The 18,450-nt window shown below is 32.4% G+C and carries 19 protein-coding genes; 18 read left to right on the top strand and 1 reads right to left on the bottom strand.

The window, feature by feature from the left end:
• Nucleotides 1-4: 4 nt before the first annotated feature.
• From mtaB to recO, 11 genes are all read left to right on the top strand, one after another.
• Complete coding sequence (gene mtaB / locus HMPREF2642_RS10175) at nucleotides 5-1,351, top strand: tRNA (N(6)-L-threonylcarbamoyladenosine(37)-C(2))-methylthiotransferase MtaB (protein ID WP_049427558.1); 1,347 nt, start codon at nucleotides 5-7, stop codon at nucleotides 1,349-1,351.
• A 126-nt stretch (nucleotides 1,352-1,477) separates the two neighbouring features.
• Complete coding sequence (gene rpsU / locus HMPREF2642_RS10170) at nucleotides 1,478-1,654, top strand: 30S ribosomal protein S21 (RefSeq protein WP_000048060.1); 177 nt, start codon at nucleotides 1,478-1,480, stop codon at nucleotides 1,652-1,654.
• Nucleotides 1,655-1,978: 324 nt separating this feature from the next.
• Nucleotides 1,979-2,659: an NfeD family protein gene (locus HMPREF2642_RS10165; protein ID WP_371094474.1), complete on the top strand. Its 681-nt coding sequence runs from the start codon at nucleotides 1,979-1,981 to the stop codon at nucleotides 2,657-2,659.
• 17 nt (nucleotides 2,660-2,676) lie between these two features.
• Nucleotides 2,677-3,666, top strand: coding sequence for a flotillin-like protein FloA (gene floA, locus HMPREF2642_RS10160; protein ID WP_002436747.1), 990 nt, complete (start codon nucleotides 2,677-2,679; stop codon nucleotides 3,664-3,666).
• A 16-nt stretch (nucleotides 3,667-3,682) separates the two neighbouring features.
• Nucleotides 3,683-4,390 (top strand): hypothetical protein, encoded by a 708-nt coding sequence (locus HMPREF2642_RS10155; RefSeq protein ID WP_049427563.1) that lies wholly within the window; start codon nucleotides 3,683-3,685, stop codon nucleotides 4,388-4,390.
• A gap of 319 nt (nucleotides 4,391-4,709) precedes the next feature.
• Nucleotides 4,710-5,657: a PhoH family protein gene (locus HMPREF2642_RS10150; RefSeq protein WP_023350187.1), complete on the top strand. Its 948-nt coding sequence runs from the start codon at nucleotides 4,710-4,712 to the stop codon at nucleotides 5,655-5,657.
• Nucleotides 5,658-6,128, top strand: coding sequence for an rRNA maturation RNase YbeY (ybeY, locus tag HMPREF2642_RS10145; RefSeq protein WP_070597832.1), 471 nt, complete (start codon nucleotides 5,658-5,660; stop codon nucleotides 6,126-6,128).
• A gap of 2 nt (nucleotides 6,129-6,130) precedes the next feature.
• Entirely contained in the window at nucleotides 6,131-6,487 is a 357-nt protein-coding gene (locus tag HMPREF2642_RS10140) for a diacylglycerol kinase family protein (RefSeq protein ID WP_002453353.1), read from the top strand.
• Nucleotides 6,488-6,892 carry a cytidine deaminase gene (gene cdd, locus HMPREF2642_RS10135; protein WP_002436745.1) on the top strand — a complete coding sequence of 135 codons (405 nt, stop codon included), beginning with the start codon at nucleotides 6,488-6,490 and terminating at the stop codon, nucleotides 6,890-6,892.
• The gene (era, locus tag HMPREF2642_RS10130; RefSeq protein WP_002436750.1) at nucleotides 6,892-7,794 is read left to right on the top strand and encodes a GTPase Era; all 903 of its coding nucleotides are present in this window, start codon (nucleotides 6,892-6,894) and stop codon (nucleotides 7,792-7,794) included. The genes cdd and era overlap by 1 nt, the downstream gene beginning before the upstream one ends.
• A 31-nt stretch (nucleotides 7,795-7,825) precedes the next feature.
• On the top strand, nucleotides 7,826-8,581 hold the full coding sequence (gene recO, locus HMPREF2642_RS10125) for a DNA repair protein RecO (protein WP_165764336.1): 756 nt from the start codon (nucleotides 7,826-7,828) through the stop codon (nucleotides 8,579-8,581).
• Nucleotides 8,582-8,689: 108 nt separating this feature from the next.
• On the opposite strand, the gene HMPREF2642_RS10120 is transcribed toward recO, so the two are convergent.
• A complete protein-coding gene (locus tag HMPREF2642_RS10120) occupies nucleotides 8,690-10,081 on the bottom strand; it encodes a glycine--tRNA ligase (protein WP_002436742.1) in 1,392 nt (463 codons plus the stop codon).
• A gap of 351 nt (nucleotides 10,082-10,432) precedes the next feature.
• Between HMPREF2642_RS10120 and HMPREF2642_RS10115 the strand changes: the two genes are divergently transcribed.
• The 7 genes from HMPREF2642_RS10115 to HMPREF2642_RS10085 all read left to right on the top strand — a co-directional run bounded on the left by HMPREF2642_RS10115 (nucleotide 10,433) and on the right by HMPREF2642_RS10085 (nucleotide 18,442).
• Entirely contained in the window at nucleotides 10,433-11,056 is a 624-nt protein-coding gene (locus HMPREF2642_RS10115; protein ID WP_072093086.1) for a transcriptional regulator CcpN, read from the top strand.
• A gap of 11 nt (nucleotides 11,057-11,067) precedes the next feature.
• Nucleotides 11,068-11,886 (top strand): pyruvate, water dikinase regulatory protein, encoded by an 819-nt coding sequence (locus HMPREF2642_RS10110; RefSeq protein WP_002453349.1) that lies wholly within the window; start codon nucleotides 11,068-11,070, stop codon nucleotides 11,884-11,886.
• Nucleotides 11,887-11,946: 60 nt separating this feature from the next.
• Nucleotides 11,947-13,731 carry a DNA primase gene (dnaG, locus tag HMPREF2642_RS10105; protein ID WP_070597831.1) on the top strand — a complete coding sequence of 595 codons (1,785 nt, stop codon included), beginning with the start codon at nucleotides 11,947-11,949 and terminating at the stop codon, nucleotides 13,729-13,731.
• A 290-nt stretch (nucleotides 13,732-14,021) separates the two neighbouring features.
• The gene (gene rpoD, locus HMPREF2642_RS10100; RefSeq protein WP_002436727.1) at nucleotides 14,022-15,128 is read left to right on the top strand and encodes an RNA polymerase sigma factor RpoD; all 1,107 of its coding nucleotides are present in this window, start codon (nucleotides 14,022-14,024) and stop codon (nucleotides 15,126-15,128) included.
• Between the two features lie 155 nt (nucleotides 15,129-15,283).
• Nucleotides 15,284-15,976: a tRNA (adenine(22)-N(1))-methyltransferase gene (locus HMPREF2642_RS10095; protein WP_049427570.1), complete on the top strand. Its 693-nt coding sequence runs from the start codon at nucleotides 15,284-15,286 to the stop codon at nucleotides 15,974-15,976.
• Nucleotides 15,963-17,063, top strand: a complete 1,101-nt coding sequence (locus HMPREF2642_RS10090) for a Nif3-like dinuclear metal center hexameric protein (protein WP_037549250.1) — start codon at nucleotides 15,963-15,965, stop codon at nucleotides 17,061-17,063. The genes HMPREF2642_RS10095 and HMPREF2642_RS10090 overlap by 14 nt, the downstream gene beginning before the upstream one ends.
• Before the next feature lie 35 nt (nucleotides 17,064-17,098).
• Nucleotides 17,099-18,442: a DEAD/DEAH box helicase gene (locus HMPREF2642_RS10085; RefSeq protein WP_023350193.1), complete on the top strand. Its 1,344-nt coding sequence runs from the start codon at nucleotides 17,099-17,101 to the stop codon at nucleotides 18,440-18,442.
• Nucleotides 18,443-18,450 lie beyond the last annotated feature (8 nt).

Genomic DNA, 18,450 nt, shown 5'->3' with positions numbered 1-18,450 from the left:
GACGATGTCAACAGTTGCATTTCATACATTAGGTTGTAAAGTCAATCACTATGAAACTGAAGCAATATGGCAATTATTTAAAGAAGCAGATTACGATAGAGTAGATTTTGAAACAAATGCAGATGTATTTGTTATTAATACTTGTACTGTTACGAATACTGGAGATAAAAAAAGTAGACAAATTATTAGACGTGCGATCAGACAAAATCCTGAAGCAGTTGTATGTGTTACAGGTTGTTATGCTCAAACATCTTCAGCTGAAATTATGGAAATTCCTGGCGTGGATGTAGTTGTCGGTACTCAAGACCGTCATAAATTATTAGACTATATTGATCAATTCCAAGAAGAGAGACAACCAATTAACGGTGTTGGTAATATAATGAAGAATCGTACATATGAGGAGTTAGAAGTTCCTTACTTTACCGATAGAACTAGAGCCTCTTTAAAAATCCAAGAAGGATGCAACAATTTTTGTACGTTTTGTATTATACCTTGGGCACGCGGCTTGATGAGATCACGTGATCCTGAGAAAGTTGTAGAACAAGCTTCACAATTAGTAAACTCTGGCTATAAAGAGATTGTTTTAACTGGTATTCATACTGGTGGTTATGGTCAAGATTTAAAAAATTATAATCTAGCGCAATTGTTAAGAGATTTAGATGAAATTGAAGGCTTAGAGCGTATACGAATCTCATCTATCGAAGCGAGTCAATTAACTGATGAAGTAATAGAGGTTATTGGCAATTCAAACAAAGTAGTAAGACATTTACATGTTCCGTTACAATCTGGTTCAGATTCAGTTTTAAAACGTATGAGACGTAAATATACTATGGAACATTTCTCTGAGAGATTAACAGAATTACACAAAGCATTGCCTGACTTAGCTGTAACAAGTGATGTAATAGTAGGATTCCCTGGAGAAACTGAAGAAGAATTTCAAGAAACATACGATTTTATTGTCAAACATCAATTCTCTGAATTACATGTGTTCCCATATTCACCAAGAATCGGTACACCAGCAGCTCGAATGGACGATCAAATCGATGAATCTGTTAAGAATGAACGTGTGCATAAATTGATTGCTTTAAGTGACCAACTTGCTAAAGAGTATGCCTCTAAATTTGAAAATGAAGTGCTTGAAGTAATACCTGAAGAAAAAGGCGAAGAACCGAATACATTGGTAGGTTATGCAGATAACTATATGAAAGTTCAATTTGAAGGTGATGAATCACTAATTGGACAAATTGTTAAAGTAAAAATTCTTAAAGCTGACTATCCTCTAAATGATGGTAAAGCCATTAGAGTAGTTGAGCATGCTACGAATAAATCTGAAGAAGAAGTACTTGTCTAAATATTTAAAAAATGTAAATTTTACTAATTGACCACCTATTTGAGTTATATTATACTAATAGTTGCATAGTTTTTACTATGTGATGACTATAAAGTTCCGTTGATATTTGGAGGGAGGGAAATACAGATGTCTAAAACAGTAGTACGTAAAAACGAATCACTAGAAGATGCTTTACGTAGATTTAAACGTTCAGTATCAAAAAGTGGAACAATTCAAGAAGTACGTAAACGTGAATTTTACGAAAAACCAAGCGTTAAACGTAAAAAGAAATCAGAAGCTGCACGTAAACGTAAATTCAAATAATTAATAGCTCTGTTGACTCCCTCAACACGAATGTTAATTATATATAATAGATACCCTAGTTATTAGAACTAGGGTATTTTTTTATACTATGCTAACTACTTTAATTATTCTCGTAAAATTATTTAAACGTATTGCTCAATTAATTAAATCTTTTTCATTTTTCAGATAAATAAACAAATATTATTAAAATTAATAAAATTAAATTGTTAAGCTACAAATTACCAATTTATATATTAGTGAAATACTATATAATGAGTGCGTTTTCATGTATAATTAATGTGAGGGCGAGGTGAAATAGTGAATTACTCCTATCTAATACATACGTTGCTTTTTACAAGATTCACTAGTGAAAATAGTTGGGCTGATAATCTATCAAGTTTTATTACGCAACCTTTTATTTCACTAATTCTTACGTGTATAATCTTCCTAGGCTTTTTGTATCAATTATATTCAAAACGCATTAACTTGATTGGAATTATTGCTTCACTAGCATTATTACTTTTATTTTTAGGATTCCTTATCAATGGAGATGTAAATGTTTTATTAGTATTATTGTTTACTATTGGTGTCATACTAGTTATTATAGAACTGTTTATCATTGGTGCCGTGATAGGTATTATTGGTATGCTACTCATAACTCTCAGTATCATCATGCTAGGAAATAATATTATACTCATGCTCGGTAATGTAATAGTTGCGTTAATTTTATCAATAATTGAATGGGTGATATTAGTGAAAATTTTCAACAAGAAAATACCATTTCTTGATAAAGTGATCTTAAAAGATTCAACAAATTCAGAGGCTGGTTATCGTTCACATGACGACCGCTCTCACCTTGTAGGTAAAACTGCTCAAACAATCACTGACCTTAGACCTGCTGGGATTATTACTTGTGACGATGAAAGAATAGATGCAGTTTCAGACGGCACATTTATTTTAAGAAATAGACAAGTAAAAATTCTTGAGGTTGAAGGTACGCGTGTAGTTGTGAGAGAAATAGAATAAAATTAAGGAGCGATTTAATGTTTGGTATTGGTTTTATAATCATTGCTGTAATTATTGTAGTAGCTTTACTCATACTATTTTCTTTTGTACCTATAGGATTATGGATTTCTGCTATAGCAGCAGGCGTTCACGTAGGTATTGGTACCCTTGTAGGTATGCGTTTAAGAAGAGTTTCACCAAGAAAGGTCATTGCACCTTTAATTAAAGCACATAAAGCAGGTTTAAAATTAACAACAAATCAATTGGAGTCACACTACCTAGCTGGTGGTAATGTTGATAGAGTTGTTGATGCAAATATCGCAGCACAACGTGCAGATATTGATTTACCATTTGAACGAGGAGCGGCAATTGATTTAGCAGGTCGTGATGTACTCGAAGCAGTTCAAATGTCAGTTAACCCTAAAGTTATTGAAACACCATTTATTGCTGGTGTAGCGATGAACGGTATTGAAGTTAAAGCAAAAGCTCGTATTACCGTTCGCGCAAATATAGCAAGATTAGTCGGTGGTGCTGGAGAGGAAACAATTATTGCCCGTGTAGGCGAAGGTATTGTTTCTACAATTGGTTCAAGTGAGCATCACACTGAGGTTCTAGAAAATCCAGACAATATTTCTAAAACTGTGTTAAGTAAAGGTTTAGATTCAGGTACTGCTTTTGAAATTTTATCTATTGATATTGCAGATGTAGATATTAGCAAAAATATCGGTGCTGATTTACAAACTGAGCAAGCTCTTGCAGATAAGAATATTGCTCAAGCGAAAGCTGAAGAGCGCCGTGCTATGGCAGTAGCTTCTGAACAGGAAATGAAAGCTCGAGTACAAGAAATGAGAGCGAAAGTAGTTGAAGCTGAATCAGAAGTACCATTAGCAATGGCTGAAGCTCTTAGATCAGGTAATATTGGAGTTAAGGATTATTATAATCTTAAAAATATTGAAGCAGATACTGGCATGAGAAATGCTATTAACAAACGTACTGATCAGAATGATGACGAATCACCAGAACAATAAATAATGAGGTGATTAAATGAATATCGGTATTATCATATTTATAATATCTGTTATTGTAACCGGTATTAGCGCGCTACGTGATAAAAGTCATGAAAGCAGACAAAATCAAAAGCCACCTCAAAATACGCAAAGTGATAATCAACCCAAAAAAGGTGGTTTCTTTGAAGAATTAGAAAAAACATTTAAAGAAATTAACGATGAATTAAATGATGAACCCGAGAAAAAGCAACGAAGAGAATTTGAAGAGACGCTTCCACCTTTAAGTAAAAACCTTGAAGATGAAGATGCTAACTCTCAAACAGAAAATAAATCGTCTAAAGAAACGCATAAACAATCGGAAGTCAAAAATCATCCTAAACCTGACCCAACACCATATAACCAGGATAATCCTAGACCTCAACCTGTTACTTCAACTTCACGAGATGAAAGTGCAGAAAAATTAAGAAAAGAACTCGAGTCCAATTTGACTCAGGATTTAAAAAATGTTCGCAACGAAATTGATAGAGAAAAAGAAAAACAACTCGAATTGATTGAGAAAAAAGCAAGAGACATTATTGAGGATAAGTATTTATCAGAGAGAACTAAACGTTATCGCTTAAAACAATTACTTAATTCTCAAAACATTGAACGTAATATGTCTCATTCTGCTTTTCAATTTGATAAAGATGAAGTAATAAATGGTTTGATTTGGTCAGAAGTTTTAAGTAAGCCAAAGCAACTTTAAATTTCTTAATTAAAAATTAAAGAATTAGCTATTGTATTAACGTTAGAGGGTAAAACTATGTATTCATGCTTAAATATTGAAACTGTTTTACTCTCTTTTTAGTTTGTCTAATTAGTATGAGTTTAGTAAAATTTTAGTAAGAAATAATATATATTCAGTAGTATTTGTTCAATAATTTTGAAGCAAAGCATAATCACATCATTAAGATGAATAAGAATGATATAATGTGTTTGGATATTGTTTTTATTAAAAATAACAAATTAGTCTAAAATTTTTAGCTAATAAAACTTATTATTGTAACTTGTAAAGGAGCGCGTTTATGCCAGGAATAATTCAAATTGACGACATTAATCAATCACAAGCTTTAATGGGAAATAATGATGAGCATTTAAAAACTATTGAAGATAATTTTGATGTCGTGATACATGCTAGAGGTCAAGAAATAGCTGTTAAAGGCGAAAAATTAGAGCATGTTGAAAAAGCAGAATTAGTTCTCACCAATTTACTTAAAGTTATAGAATTAGGTAATACAATTACACTTAAAGACGTAGAGGCTGCTATTAAAATGGCAGACAATGATACAATTCAACATTTACTTGATTTGTATGATGAAGAGATTACTAAAGATGCATTTGGTAAAACGATTCGTGCTAAAACAATGGGACAACGTATGTATATCAATGCTATGAAGAGAAATGACTTAGTATTTGGAATAGGTCCTGCTGGTACAGGTAAAACTTTTTTAGCAGTTGTATATGCAGCTAAACAATTACGTAAAGGTTCAGTTAAACGTATCGTATTGACTAGGCCAGCCGTTGAAGCAGGAGAATCTTTAGGTTTCTTACCAGGTGACCTAAAAGAAAAAGTAGATCCATATTTACGTCCTCTATATGATGGCTTAAATACAGTTTTAGGTAGAGAGCAAACTGAAAGATTCATCGAGAGGGGTATTATTGAGATTGCGCCACTTGCTTATATGAGAGGTAGAACATTAGATGATGCGTTTGTTATTTTAGATGAAGCTCAAAATACAACGCACGCACAAATGAAAATGTTCCTAACTCGTTTAGGTTTTGGTTCAAAAATGGTAGTTACAGGTGACCAAACTCAAATTGACCTACCAAAAGGCGTAAAAAGTGGCTTAAAAGAAGCAATTAAAAAATTATATGGAGTCAATGGAATTAGTATTATGAAATTAGATCAAAGTGACGTTGTAAGACATCCACTTGTAAGTAAAATTATAGATCGTTATGAAGGAGTTGAGTAAATGTTTACAATTGACTTTAGTGACCATACCGATTTAGTAAAGAATGAATGGTATGAACAAATAGATTCATTACTTACCTTTGCTAAAAAACAAGAACATATTGATAGTGAGGCTGAACTTTCAGTAACATTTGTAGATAAAGATGAAATTCAAAATATCAATAAAATGTTTAGAGATAAAGATAAAGTCACTGACGTCATCTCATTCGCTTTAGAAGAAGACGAGCCAGAAATCGATATGAATGAACTTGATATACCTCGAGTTTTAGGCGATATTATTATATGTACAGATGTAGCACATGAACAAGCTGAAAATTACGGACATTCTTTTGAACGTGAATTAGGTTTCTTAGCTTTACATGGTTTTTTACATTTATTGGGATATGATCATATGACAGATGAAGATGAAAAAGAAATGTTTGGTCGACAAGATGCAATTCTTAATGCATACGGTTTAACAAGAGAATCATAATAATGAGACGTTTTAAATACGCTTATGATGGCTTCACAGCCATTTTGAAAAAAGACCAAAATTTCTTACTTCACATATTAGCAGGAATTATCGCTATTATTATGGGGTTTATTTTTCATATCAATCGATCTGAGTGGATGTTTATATTATTCTCAATAGCTTTAGTATTGAGTCTAGAAGCTATCAATACATCAATTGAATTTGTGGTTGATTTGGTAACAACCGATTATCATGAATATGCTAAACACGCTAAAGATATCGCTGCTTTTAGTGTTGTAATTGTGTCTGTTTTAGCATTATGTATTGGATTAATAGTTTTTGTACCACATATTTTAAGTTTATTTTTGGGAGGAAAATAAATGAGTTATCAATCGCATTACTTTAAGGAAGTTAGGGAGGCACAAAGTAAAGCTTATGCTCCATATAGTCGCTTCAAAGTTGGTGCCTATTTAAGAACTAAGGACGGACGTACTTTTCATGGAGCAAATGTAGAAAATGCTGCATATTCCATGGCAATTTGTGCTGAACGTTCAAGTCTTGTTGCAGCAATCTCAGAAGGATATAAACCAGGGGATTTTGAATCGATAACCGTTACTGTTGATTCGGATAAACCCTCCTCACCATGCGGGGCTTGTAGACAAGTACTTAAAGAACTTTGCGATGATGATATGCCTGTGTATATGACTAATCATAAAGGTGAAATGATTAAGTCTACTGTAAACGAATTATTACCATTAGGATTTTCAGGAAAGGATTTAAATTAATGACAGAAGAACATAAATCAGGATTTGTATCCATCATTGGTCGACCTAATGTTGGTAAATCTACATTTGTAAATAGAGTAATAGGGCATAAAATTGCGATTATGTCAGATAAAGCACAGACAACACGTAATAAAATTCAAGGCGTCATGACAAGAGACGATGCACAAATCATCTTCATTGATACGCCAGGTATTCACAAACCTAAACATAAACTTGGTGATTATATGATGAGAGTTGCCAAGAATACACTATCAGAAATAGATGCAATTATGTTTATGGTTAACGTAAACGAAGATATTGGTCGTGGCGATGAATATATCATGGAAATGCTTAAAAATGTTAAAACGCCTATCTTTTTGGTATTAAATAAGATTGACCTTGTGCATCCGGATGCTTTGATGCCTAGAATTGAAAAATATAAAGAATATATGGACTTCACAGAAATTATACCAATTTCAGCACTTGAGGGATTGAATGTAGATCACTTTATAGATGTGTTGAAATCTTATTTACCTGTAGGTCCGAAATACTATCCTGACGACCAAATTTCTGATCACCCAGAACAATTTGTTGTTAGCGAAATTATCCGTGAAAAGATATTACATTTAACAAGTGAAGAGATACCTCACGCAATAGGCGTTAATGTTGATAGAATGATTAAAGAAGATGAAGACAGAGTTAGAGTTGAAGCAACGATTTACGTTGAGCGTGATTCTCAAAAGGGTATAGTCATCGGTAAAGGTGGTAAAAAACTTAAAGAGGTAGGTAAACGTGCACGTCATGATATAGAGATGCTATTAGGATCTAAAGTTTACTTAGAACTCTGGGTAAAGGTACAACGTGATTGGAGAAATAAAGTAAACTTTATACGACAAATTGGTTATGTAGAAGACCAAGATTGATTGATAGAGAGTCGGTGAATGAGTCATGTTAATGAAACAAAAAGGCATCATAATCAAATCAGTAGATTATGGTGAATCTGATAAAATCATCACAATTTTAAATGAATATGGCGCTAAAATACCTTTAATGGCTCGACGTGCGAAAAAAGTTAAATCTGGATTACAAGCTCATACACAAATGTTTGTGTATGGCTTATTTATTTATAATAAATGGCGTGGTATGGGAACACTCAATTCTGTAGATGTGATTGATCAACATTATGAATTACAGCTTGATTTATTTGAAAGTAGTTATGCATCGTTATGCACAGAGACTATTGAAAGATCTATGGAAGAAAATGAAGTTTCGAAGTACAATTATGACTTACTCTATTTTGTACTTACTAAAATAACAGAGGGCACATCAGCACAACTCATGTCTATCGTAGTATTATTGAAGTGTATGTCTAAATTTGGATTTGCAGCTTCATTTAATCATTGTGTGATTACTGGAAATGAAGATCAATCTAAATTAGTAGGTTATAGTTTCAAATTCGATGGAGCAATCTCTGAAGAAGTATTATATCAGGATCCACACGCTTTCAAATTAACAAATCGCTCGCTTTATCTATTAGATATACTACAAAAACTACCTATCAATAAAATGAATTCACTGAGTATTCATAAAGAAATCTTAGATGAGATGTCAGAACTTATTATCATGCTCTATAGAGAATATGCTGGTATGTTTTTTAAGAGTCAAAAATTAATTAATCAACTTAAAAGATTAGAAAGTGATCCACACTAAACCGTTTTATTTCGATAAACGGAATAGTGTGGATTTTTTATGTAATAAAAATACTCTTACCTAAACACTTATTGTGTCAAAGTAAGAGTATTATTAGGTAATAAGTTATTAAAATTTAACTTTCTCTGCTAAGAATGTTTCTAATTCTGAAATTGGCATACGTACTTGTTCCATTGAATCTCTGTCACGTACAGTTACTTGATTATCTTCTAATGAATCAAAGTCGAATGTAATACAATATGGTGTACCGATTTCGTCTTGTCTACGGTAACGTTTACCAATTGATTGTGATTCGTCGAAATCAATAGAGAAGCTTTGACTTAATTGTTCAAAGATTTTAATCGCTTCGCTTGATAATTTTTTACTTAAAGGTAATACCGCAGCTTTATATGGTGCTAAGGCAGGGTGGAAATGCATTACAGTACGTGCATCTTTACTTCCTTCAACACCTTCTTCTTCATATGCGTCACATAAGAATGCTAACGTTACACGATCAGCACCTAATGAAGGTTCGATACAATACGGAACATATTTTTCATTTGTTTCTGGATCGTGATATTTAAAGTCTTCACCAGAGTGTTCGCTATGCTTTTGTAAATCGAAGTCTGTACGGCTTGCGATACCCCATAATTCGCCCCAACCAAATGGGAATTTGTATTCAATATCAGTTGTAGCGTTAGAGTAGTGAGATAACTCATCTGCATCATGGTCTCTTAAACGCATATTTTCTTCATTAATATTTAAATCTTTTAACCATTGACTTGCAAATGTTTTCCAGAAGTTTTGCCATTCAATTTCTTCACCAGGTTTGCAGAAGAATTCTAACTCCATTTGTTCAAATTCTCTAGTTCTGAAAATGAAGTTACCAGGTGTAATCTCGTTACGGAAAGATTTACCGATTTGACCAATACCGAACGGTAATTTTTTACGCATTGAACGTTGTACATTTTTATAGTTAACGAAAATACCTTGAGCTGTTTCAGGACGTAAGAACAATTCGTTAGTGGAATCTTCAGTTACACCTTGGAAAGTTTTAAACATTAAATTAAATTGACGAATATCAGTCCAATTTGCAGTGCCACTTACAGGACATACAATACCTTCATCATCAATAATTTGTTTCATTTCATCAAAGCTTAATCCATCAGCGATGAAGTTTTCATCACCTTTTTCTTTTTGCATGTAATCTTCAATTAATTTATCCGCACGATAACGAATTTTACTATCTTTATTATCGATCATAGGGTCATTAAAGTTGCCTAAGTGACCTGAAGCTTCCCAAGTTTTTGGATTCATTAAAATAGCTGCATCGATACCCACATTATATGGAGATTGTGTGATGAACTTTTGCCACCAAGCTTTTTTAATATTATTTTTAAGTTCAACGCCTAATGGTCCGTAATCCCATGTATTTGATAAACCACCGTAAATGTCACTACCAGGGAAGACGAACCCTCTATGTTTTGCTAATTGAACAATTGTTTCCATATCTTTTGCCATAAATTAACTCTCCTTAGACATAAAAAACGCCCCAAGACAATATATACATATTAGTAATGTATTATTATCTTGGGACGAGTTTTAAAAAGTATTTTTAATCATATGTATTGTTATAATACAATATGGTTACTTACAATTTTTAACCCGCGGTTCCACCCAAATTAGTGCAGACACTCGCTTTTATTTCATTAATAAGTCATTCGCCAATATAAGTTGTTAAGCTCGCACCATCCTTAACTCGCTTTAACTTTATTCTAATTGAAAGAATTTTTAATAGCAAGTATTTATATGTATTTGTAGCAATTTATAATAAAAGTTATAATAGAAAGTATTCAAGAGGGGTGAAGACCTATAGAACTTAGTAAAAGACAGGAACTAATAATTGAGATTGTCAAATCCAAAGGACCGATCACAGGTGAGCATATCGCTGAAAAATTAAATTTAACAAGAGCTACGTTAAGACCGGACTTAGCTATACTTACTATGTCTGGTTTTATAGAAGCGAGACCTAGAGTAGGTTATTACTATTCAGGTAAATCGAAAAATAAAATTATTAATGAACAATTGAGACAATATGTGGTTAAAGATTATATGTCTCAACCAGTTGTCATTAAGGAAGAAATGTCAGTTTATGATGCAATATGTACTATATTTTTAGAAGATGCAGGGACATTATTTATCACTAATAATGACAATGACTTTGTAGGCGTATGTTCTAGAAAAGATTTATTAAGAGCATCTATGATTGGTGAGGATATACATACAATGCCTATCAGTGTAAATATGACTAGAATGCCACATGTGACATATTTAGAAGAGGAAGAACTTGTAATATACGCTGCCAATCAAATGATAGATAACGAGATTGACTCACTACCAATTGTAAGGAAGAAAGACAATAAAAAATACGAGGTAATTGGTCGAATCTCTAAAACAACTATAACTAAATTATTCGTATCATTATTCAAAGAATAGGTGGTAAATACATGGACATTATAAAGATAATTGTAGCCTCAGATTCAATTGGTGAAACTGCAGAGTTAGTTGCAAGAGCAGGAGTATCTCAATTTAACCCTAAACAATGTAAACATGAATTTCTTCGATATCCATATATTGAATCATTTGAACATGTAGATGAAGTTATTCAAGTTGCTAGAGATACCAATGCAATTATTGTATACACTTTGGTTAAACCAGAAATTAAAAAATATATGCTTGCAAAAGTCGAAGAATTTTCATTAAAATCTGTCGATATTATGGGACCTCTAATGGATTTATTATCGGATTCAATTGATGAAACACCATATTATGAACCAGGAATAGTTCACAGGCTAGACGATGCGTATTTTAAAAAAATTGATGCAATTGAATTTGCTGTGAAGTATGATGACGGAAAAGATCCAAAAGGATTACCAAAAGCCGACATCGTTCTGTTAGGTATTTCTAGAACTTCTAAAACGCCATTATCTCAGTATTTAGCACATAAAAGTTATAAAGTGATGAATATACCTATAGTTCCTGAAGTAACTCCGCCTGATGCATTATTTGATATTGATACCTCTAAATGTATTGCTTTAAAAATAAGTGAAGAGAAACTAAATCGCATACGTAAGGAAAGATTAAAACAATTAGGTTTAGGAGATAAGGCTAGGTATGCCACAGAGGCACGTATTCAAGAAGAATTGAATTATTTTGATGAATTAGTTAATAAAGTAGGTTGTCCGGTCATAGATGTTACTGACAAAGCTATTGAAGAAACAGCGAATGACATCATACATTTAATTGAAGAAAGTAAATCGAAATGATTTCATTTTCCGTAGAAAAAAGATATAATTATACGACTAATATTTGATAGGTGATTCCATTTGCGTATAGATCAATCGGTCATTAATGAAATTAAAGATAAAACAGATATATTAGATTTAGTAAGCGAATATGTAAAATTAGAAAAAAGAGGACGCAATTATATCGGCTTGTGTCCTTTTCATGATGAAAAGACACCTTCGTTCACAGTATCTGAAGATAAACAAATTTGTCACTGTTTTGGTTGTAAAAAGGGTGGCAATGTCTTTCAATTTACACAGGAGATTAAAGATATACCTTTCGTAGAAGCTGTTAAAGAACTTGGCGAACGTGTAGATATTAAAGTTGATGTGGGGCAAACTCAATATAATCAACAATCTCAAATGGCCTCAGACGATTTAAAAATGATAGAAATGCATGAGTTAATTCAAGATTACTATCATTATGCCTTGATGAAAACTGTTGAGGGTGAAGAGGCTTTAAACTACTTGCGTCAGCGTGGTTTTACTGACGAACTCATCAAGCAGAGACAAATTGGATATGCGCCAGATAGCTCTCATTTTTGTCATGATTTTCTAGAGAAGAAAGGATATGACATAGAATTAGCTTACGAAGCGGGTCTATTGTCTCGAAATGAAGAAAATTTTAGTTACTATGATAGATTTAGAAACCGAATCATGTTTCCTTTGAAGAATGCTCAAGGTAGAATAGTTGGATATTCTGGAAGAACATATACGAACCAAGAACCTAAATATTTGAATAGCCCTGAAACACCCATCTTTCAAAAACGTAGACTCTTATATAATTTAGATAAAGCACGTAAATCGATCCGCCAAAACGACGAAATTGTATTATTAGAAGGATTTATGGATGTTATTAAATCAGATTACGCTGGTTTAAAACAGGTTGTAGCGAGTATGGGTACACAGTTGTCCCAAGAACATATGACGTTTCTAAAAAAATTAACAAATAACATTACATTAATGTTTGATGGAGATTACGCTGGTAGAGAGGCTACTTTAAAAACGGGTCAAGCTTTATTACAACAAGGTCTAAATGTATATGTGATTCAATTACCATCCGGTATGGATCCTGATGAATACATTGGCAAATATGGAAATGAGGCTTTTTTAAACTTTGTTGCTAAGGATAAAAAGGCATTTGTGCTGTTTAAAGTGGAGTCACATCAAGATGAAATTAATAATAATGATTTAGCTTATGAAAGACATTTTAGAGAAGCAACTCATGACATCGCTCAAGTTCAATCAACAATTTTACGTAATAAGTTAATACAAGATGTTGCTAATATATTCAATATGAGCCCAGAAATGATCTATCATGAAGTTGGTTCTAAAAATATGCCACAAGTGGCACCAGCAGAATATGGATATTCTCCGCAATCTGGTTCACAATTGTTTAATAATTTAACTAAACATGAAAAAGCTGAAAGAGCTCTATTGAAGCATTTTATGAAAGATAAGGATACCTTTATAAATTATTATCAAAAAATTAGTGATGAAGACTTTACAAATAAATATTTTAAGAGTATATTTAATATTTTGCATGACTATTTTTCAGAACATGATAATTATAGTATCAGTGATGTTATGCAATACATTGATTCCAATGAGCTTAGAGAGGCATTTATTGAACTTGAACAATATACCCTCAATGATGAACCTTACGAGAATGAAATAGAGGACTACATACTAATTATTAATAATAATGATGATGAGTCAATTGAATCATTAAATCATAAACTAAGGGAAGCATCGCGCATTGGAGATGTTGAATTACAAAAGTATTACTTACAACTTATTGTCGATAAAAACAAAAATAGAATGTAATTTTAAGCTAAATCTATTAATTAAAATTTAGTAGTTCAGACTTTTACAATTAATGATTAGATTTGAACTAATGGTTACTAGAGAGGTTGAACGGGTAGAAAATTATTGTCACAACTTTAATAGTAAACTTAGATTAAAATAATAATATAACTACACATTATTGAAAGTGTTTAAATGACTTAATTGAAAGTGATAAATTTAAAATTTACAATATACAAATCATATTTAATTGATATAATATATAGTTATTGAGAGATTATCAGTATTTATCAAAATCGGGAGGCCTTTTCATGTCTGATAACCAAGTGAAAATTAAAAAGCAAACAATTGATCCGACTTTAACATTAGAAGATGTTAAAAAACAATTAATTGACAAGGGTAAAAAAGAAGGTCATTTAAGTCATGAAGAAATTGCTGAGAAGCTTCAGAATTTCGAAATGGATTCTGACCAGATGGATGATTTCTTCGATCAACTAAATGATAATGATATAACGCTTGTTAATGAAAAAGATAGTTCAGATACAGATGAGAAATTAAATCCAAATGATTTAAGTGCCCCTCCTGGTGTCAAAATTAACGACCCAGTTCGTATGTATCTTAAAGAGATTGGTAGAGTTAACTTATTAAGCGCTCAAGAAGAAATAGAGTTAGCTAAAAAAATTGAACAAGGCGATGAAGTAGCAAAATCTCGTCTAGCTGAAGCCAACTTACGTCTTGTTGTTAGTATTGCTAAAAGATATGTAGGAAGAGGTATGTTATTCCTTGATTTAATTCAAGAGGGTAACATGGGCTTGATTAAAGCTGTAGAAAAATTTGACTTTAGTAAAGGGTTTAAATTTTCAACATATGCGACTTGGTGGATTAGACAAGCAATCACTAGAGCTATTGCTGACCAAGCACGTACTATCCGTATTCCTGTGCATATGGTTGAAACAATTAATAAATTAATACGTGTTCAACGCCAACTTTTACAAGACTTAGGCCGAGATCCTGCACCAGAAGAAATTGGTGAAGAAATGGATTTACCACCTGAAAAAGTACGTGAAATCTTGAAAATTGCTCAAGAGCCTGTATCTCTTGAAACGCCAATTGGTGAAGAAGATGACAGTCATTTAGGTGACTTCATTGAAGACCAAGAAGCTCAAAGCCCATCAGACCATGCAGCTTACGAATTGTTAAAAGAACAACTTGAAGATGTTCTTGACACATTAACTGATAGAGAAGAAAATGTATTACGTTTAAGATTTGGTTTAGATGATGGACGTACAAGAACACTTGAAGAAGTAGGTAAAGTATTTGGCGTAACACGTGAACGTATACGTCAAATCGAAGCTAAAGCTTTAAGAAAATTAAGACATCCTAGTCGTAGTAAGAGACTTAAAGATTTCATGGATTAAAATAATAATGTTGGGGAAGTAGCTATGAATTAATGCATATTAATTTTACCTCGCCCAATTGAATCATCACACTTGAGAGGGTGGGATAATGAATTCAACTTTTAATATACTGAATTCAATCCCGCTCTTTTTTAATACATATGAGGAGTTTAAAAATGATTAATTTAAACCAAAGATTATTGCGTGTGTGTTCATTTTTAAAAGAAGGAACGCTAGCTGATATTGGTTCGGACCACGCATATCTACCTATTTATGCCATCCAAAATAAGATATGTAACAGTGCAATTGCTGGAGAAGTCATCAAAGGACCGTACAAAGCTGCGCTAAATAATGTAGCTGAAAATAACTTAGGTGATTCGATTGAAGTTCGCTTAGGAGACGGTTTAGCAGTTATCAATCATGATGATGAAATTGATAATATAACGATTTGTGGCATGGGAGGACCTCTCATTGCTAAAATTTTAAAAGAAGGTCAAGAAAAATTAGCACATCACTCAAGACTTATTTTACAGAGCAACATCCAAACACAAGTTTTAAGAAATGTATTAACTTCACTGAATTATGAAGTTATAAACGAGGTTATCCTTGAAGAAAAAGGGCATATTTATGAAATTGTAGTTGCTGAATTTAACCAATCTATAATGCCACTTTCTACAAAAGAAGAAAAATTTGGCCCGTATTTATTAGAGGAAAAAAATGAACATTTCTACAAGAAATGGAATAGAGAACTTGAAGCACTTTATCACATTAAGTCACAATTGAATTCATCAACGCATCATGAGAGACTAAAAGAAATTGACAGTGAAATAAATCTCATACAAGAGGTGTTAGATAATGAAATTGAGTAAACTCATGTCCATTTTAGATTATCATGTCCCATTTTCCACTGCAGAATCATGGGATAATGTCGGATTATTAATCGGTGATGAGAATCAACAAGTAAATGGTATATTAACCGCTTTAGATTGTACTGAAGAGGTTGTCAATCAAGCGATAGATAAAAATATCAATACAATCATTGCACATCATCCACTCATCTTTAAAGGTATAAAAAATATTGTTCAAACTGGTTATGGCAAAATTATACGCAAATTGATTCAAAATGATATTAATCTTATCGCAATGCATACAAATTTAGATGTAAATCCTAGTGGCGTCAATAAAATGTTGGCAGATACACTTGATTTAAATAACGTTAACCAGATTAACCAACGTTACACGACATATTATAAGGTTCAAACTTTTATTCCTAAAGAAAATGTTGAAAACTTTAAAGACCAATTAAACCAACTCGGCTTAGCTAAAGAAGGGAATTACGAATATTGTTTCTTTGAAAGTGCTGGAAAGGGACAGTTCAAACCTGTTGGAGAAGCTAACCCTTACCTTGGTCAACTTGATAGTATAGAATATGTAGATGAGATTAAACTTGAATTTATGATTTCTGAAAATGAAAAGCAAATTACAGAACAAGCAATTATAAACTATCATCCTTATGAAACACCTGTATATGATTTTATTAAACTACAAAAACAAAGCGAATTTGGATTAGGTATTATAGGTGAACTTCCTCATACTATGACTTTAGATGAGTTTTCTAGTTACGCTAAAGAGAAATTAAATATTAATAGTTTAAGATATACTGGTAATTCTGACGCGGTGATTAATAAAGTTGCAATGATCGGTGGTTCAGGTATAGGTTTCGAGTATGAAGCTCACAGTAATGGTGCAGATGTATTTGTTACTGGAGATATCAAACATCACGATGCATTAGACGCTAAAATACAAGGAGTCAATCTACTTGATATCAATCACTATAGCGAATATGTAATGAAGCAAGGGTTAAAATTGTTACTAGAAGATTGGTTATTTGAGTATAAAGATATGTTCCCTATCGAAGCCTCAAATATTGATACTGATCCTTTTACTTATAAATAACAAATTGCTTATTAGACTTTAAAGGAGGCCATAACATGGCAAAACATCCATTTGAGCATTTTAATTTAGACGAAAGTTTAATTAAAGCGGTTCAAGATCTTAATTTTGAAAAACCTACAGAAATACAAAATAGAATTATCCCAAGAATATTAAAAGGCACTAACTTAATAGGTCAATCACAAACTGGTACAGGAAAGACGCATTCTTTCTTATTACCTTTAATACAAATGATTGATGTTGATCTTCAAGAACCCCAAGCCATTGTAGTTGCACCAACACGAGAGCTTGCTCAACAATTATTCCAAGCAGCGAGTCACCTTTGCAAATTTAAACAAGAAGTGAACGTTAAATTGTTTATAGGTGGTACAGATATTGAAAAAGACAAACAACGCTGTAATAGACAACCTCAATTAATTATTGGTACACCTACACGTATTAATGACCTTGCTCAAGGCGGACATCTTCATGCACACCTTGCCAGCAATTTAATTGTTGATGAGGCTGACTTAATGATTGATTTAGGATTAATTGAGGATGTAGATTATATAGCAGCTAGATTAAATGATGAAGCGCACATTGCTGTATTTAGTGCAACGATTCCTAAATCATTGCAACCATTTTTAAATAAATATTTAAGCCAACCTGAATTCGTTGAGGTTGATCATAAGTCTCAAAATAAAAAGAACATTGAATTTTATTTAATACCTACAAAAGGGACTGCTAAAGTAGATAAAACGCTAAATCTAATAGATATTTTGAATCCATATCTTTGTATTATTTTCTGTAATAGTAGAGAAAATGCAAACGAACTTGCAGATTCTCTAAATAAAGAAGGTATCAAAGTAGGTATGATTCACGGTGGTTTGACACCTAGAGAACGTAAACAACAAATGAAACGTATTAGAAACTTAGACTTCCAATACGTTATTGCAAGTGATCTCGCTTCGAGAGGTATCGATATTGAAGGGGTAAGTCACGTCATAAATTTCGACGTACCTAATGATATTGATTTCTTTACACATCGTGTAGGTCGTACAGGAAGGGGTAATTATAAAGGAGTAGCAATTACTCTTTATAGCCCTGATGAAGAGCACAATATTTCATTAATCGAAGATAAAGGCTATCACTTTGAAAATGTGGACATTAAAAATGGAGAACTTAAACCGATTAAAGCACACGATACAAGACGCACTAGACAACGAAAAGATGATCACTTAACAAATGAAGTTAAGCATAAAGTTCGAAGTAAATCGAAAAGAAAAGTTAAACCAGGATATAAGAAAAAGTTTAAGCAAGAAGTAGAAAAAATGAAACGCCAAGAAAGAAAGATTTATAGTAAGAGACAAAATAAACAAAAACGTAAAAACAATAAAGGATAGGTGAATGA

This window comes from Staphylococcus sp. HMSC055A09 (assembly GCF_001809655.1).
Classification (GTDB): domain Bacteria; phylum Bacillota; class Bacilli; order Staphylococcales; family Staphylococcaceae; genus Staphylococcus; species Staphylococcus capitis.
The sequence above is the reverse complement of the archived record's forward strand: the minus strand, read 5'-3'. Positions and strand labels throughout refer to the sequence as shown.

Excerpts from the sequence above, each read along its gene's own strand:
- rpsU (WP_000048060.1), top strand. The coding sequence starts at position 1,478 with ATGTCTAAAACAGTAGTACGTAAAAACGAATCACTAGAAGATGCTTTA.
- recO (WP_165764336.1), top strand. The coding sequence starts at position 7,826 with ATGAAACAAAAAGGCATCATAATCAAATCAGTAGATTATGGTGAATCT.
- HMPREF2642_RS10110 (WP_002453349.1), top strand. The coding sequence starts at position 11,068 with ATGGACATTATAAAGATAATTGTAGCCTCAGATTCAATTGGTGAAACT.
- HMPREF2642_RS10090 (WP_037549250.1), top strand. The coding sequence starts at position 15,963 with ATGAAATTGAGTAAACTCATGTCCATTTTAGATTATCATGTCCCATTT.
- ybeY (WP_070597832.1), top strand. The coding sequence starts at position 5,658 with ATGTTTACAATTGACTTTAGTGACCATACCGATTTAGTAAAGAATGAA.
- HMPREF2642_RS10155 (WP_049427563.1), top strand. The coding sequence starts at position 3,683 with ATGAATATCGGTATTATCATATTTATAATATCTGTTATTGTAACCGGT.
- era (WP_002436750.1), top strand. The coding sequence starts at position 6,892 with ATGACAGAAGAACATAAATCAGGATTTGTATCCATCATTGGTCGACCT.
- cdd (WP_002436745.1), top strand. The coding sequence starts at position 6,488 with ATGAGTTATCAATCGCATTACTTTAAGGAAGTTAGGGAGGCACAAAGT.
- HMPREF2642_RS10085 (WP_023350193.1), top strand. The coding sequence starts at position 17,099 with ATGGCAAAACATCCATTTGAGCATTTTAATTTAGACGAAAGTTTAATT.
- HMPREF2642_RS10150 (WP_023350187.1), top strand. The coding sequence starts at position 4,710 with ATGCCAGGAATAATTCAAATTGACGACATTAATCAATCACAAGCTTTA.
- HMPREF2642_RS10140 (WP_002453353.1), top strand. The coding sequence starts at position 6,131 with ATGAGACGTTTTAAATACGCTTATGATGGCTTCACAGCCATTTTGAAA.
- HMPREF2642_RS10120 (WP_002436742.1), bottom strand. The coding sequence starts at position 10,081 with ATGGCAAAAGATATGGAAACAATTGTTCAATTAGCAAAACATAGAGGG.
- floA (WP_002436747.1), top strand. The coding sequence starts at position 2,677 with ATGTTTGGTATTGGTTTTATAATCATTGCTGTAATTATTGTAGTAGCT.
- HMPREF2642_RS10095 (WP_049427570.1), top strand. The coding sequence starts at position 15,284 with ATGATTAATTTAAACCAAAGATTATTGCGTGTGTGTTCATTTTTAAAA.
- mtaB (WP_049427558.1), top strand. The coding sequence starts at position 5 with ATGTCAACAGTTGCATTTCATACATTAGGTTGTAAAGTCAATCACTAT.
- rpoD (WP_002436727.1), top strand. The coding sequence starts at position 14,022 with ATGTCTGATAACCAAGTGAAAATTAAAAAGCAAACAATTGATCCGACT.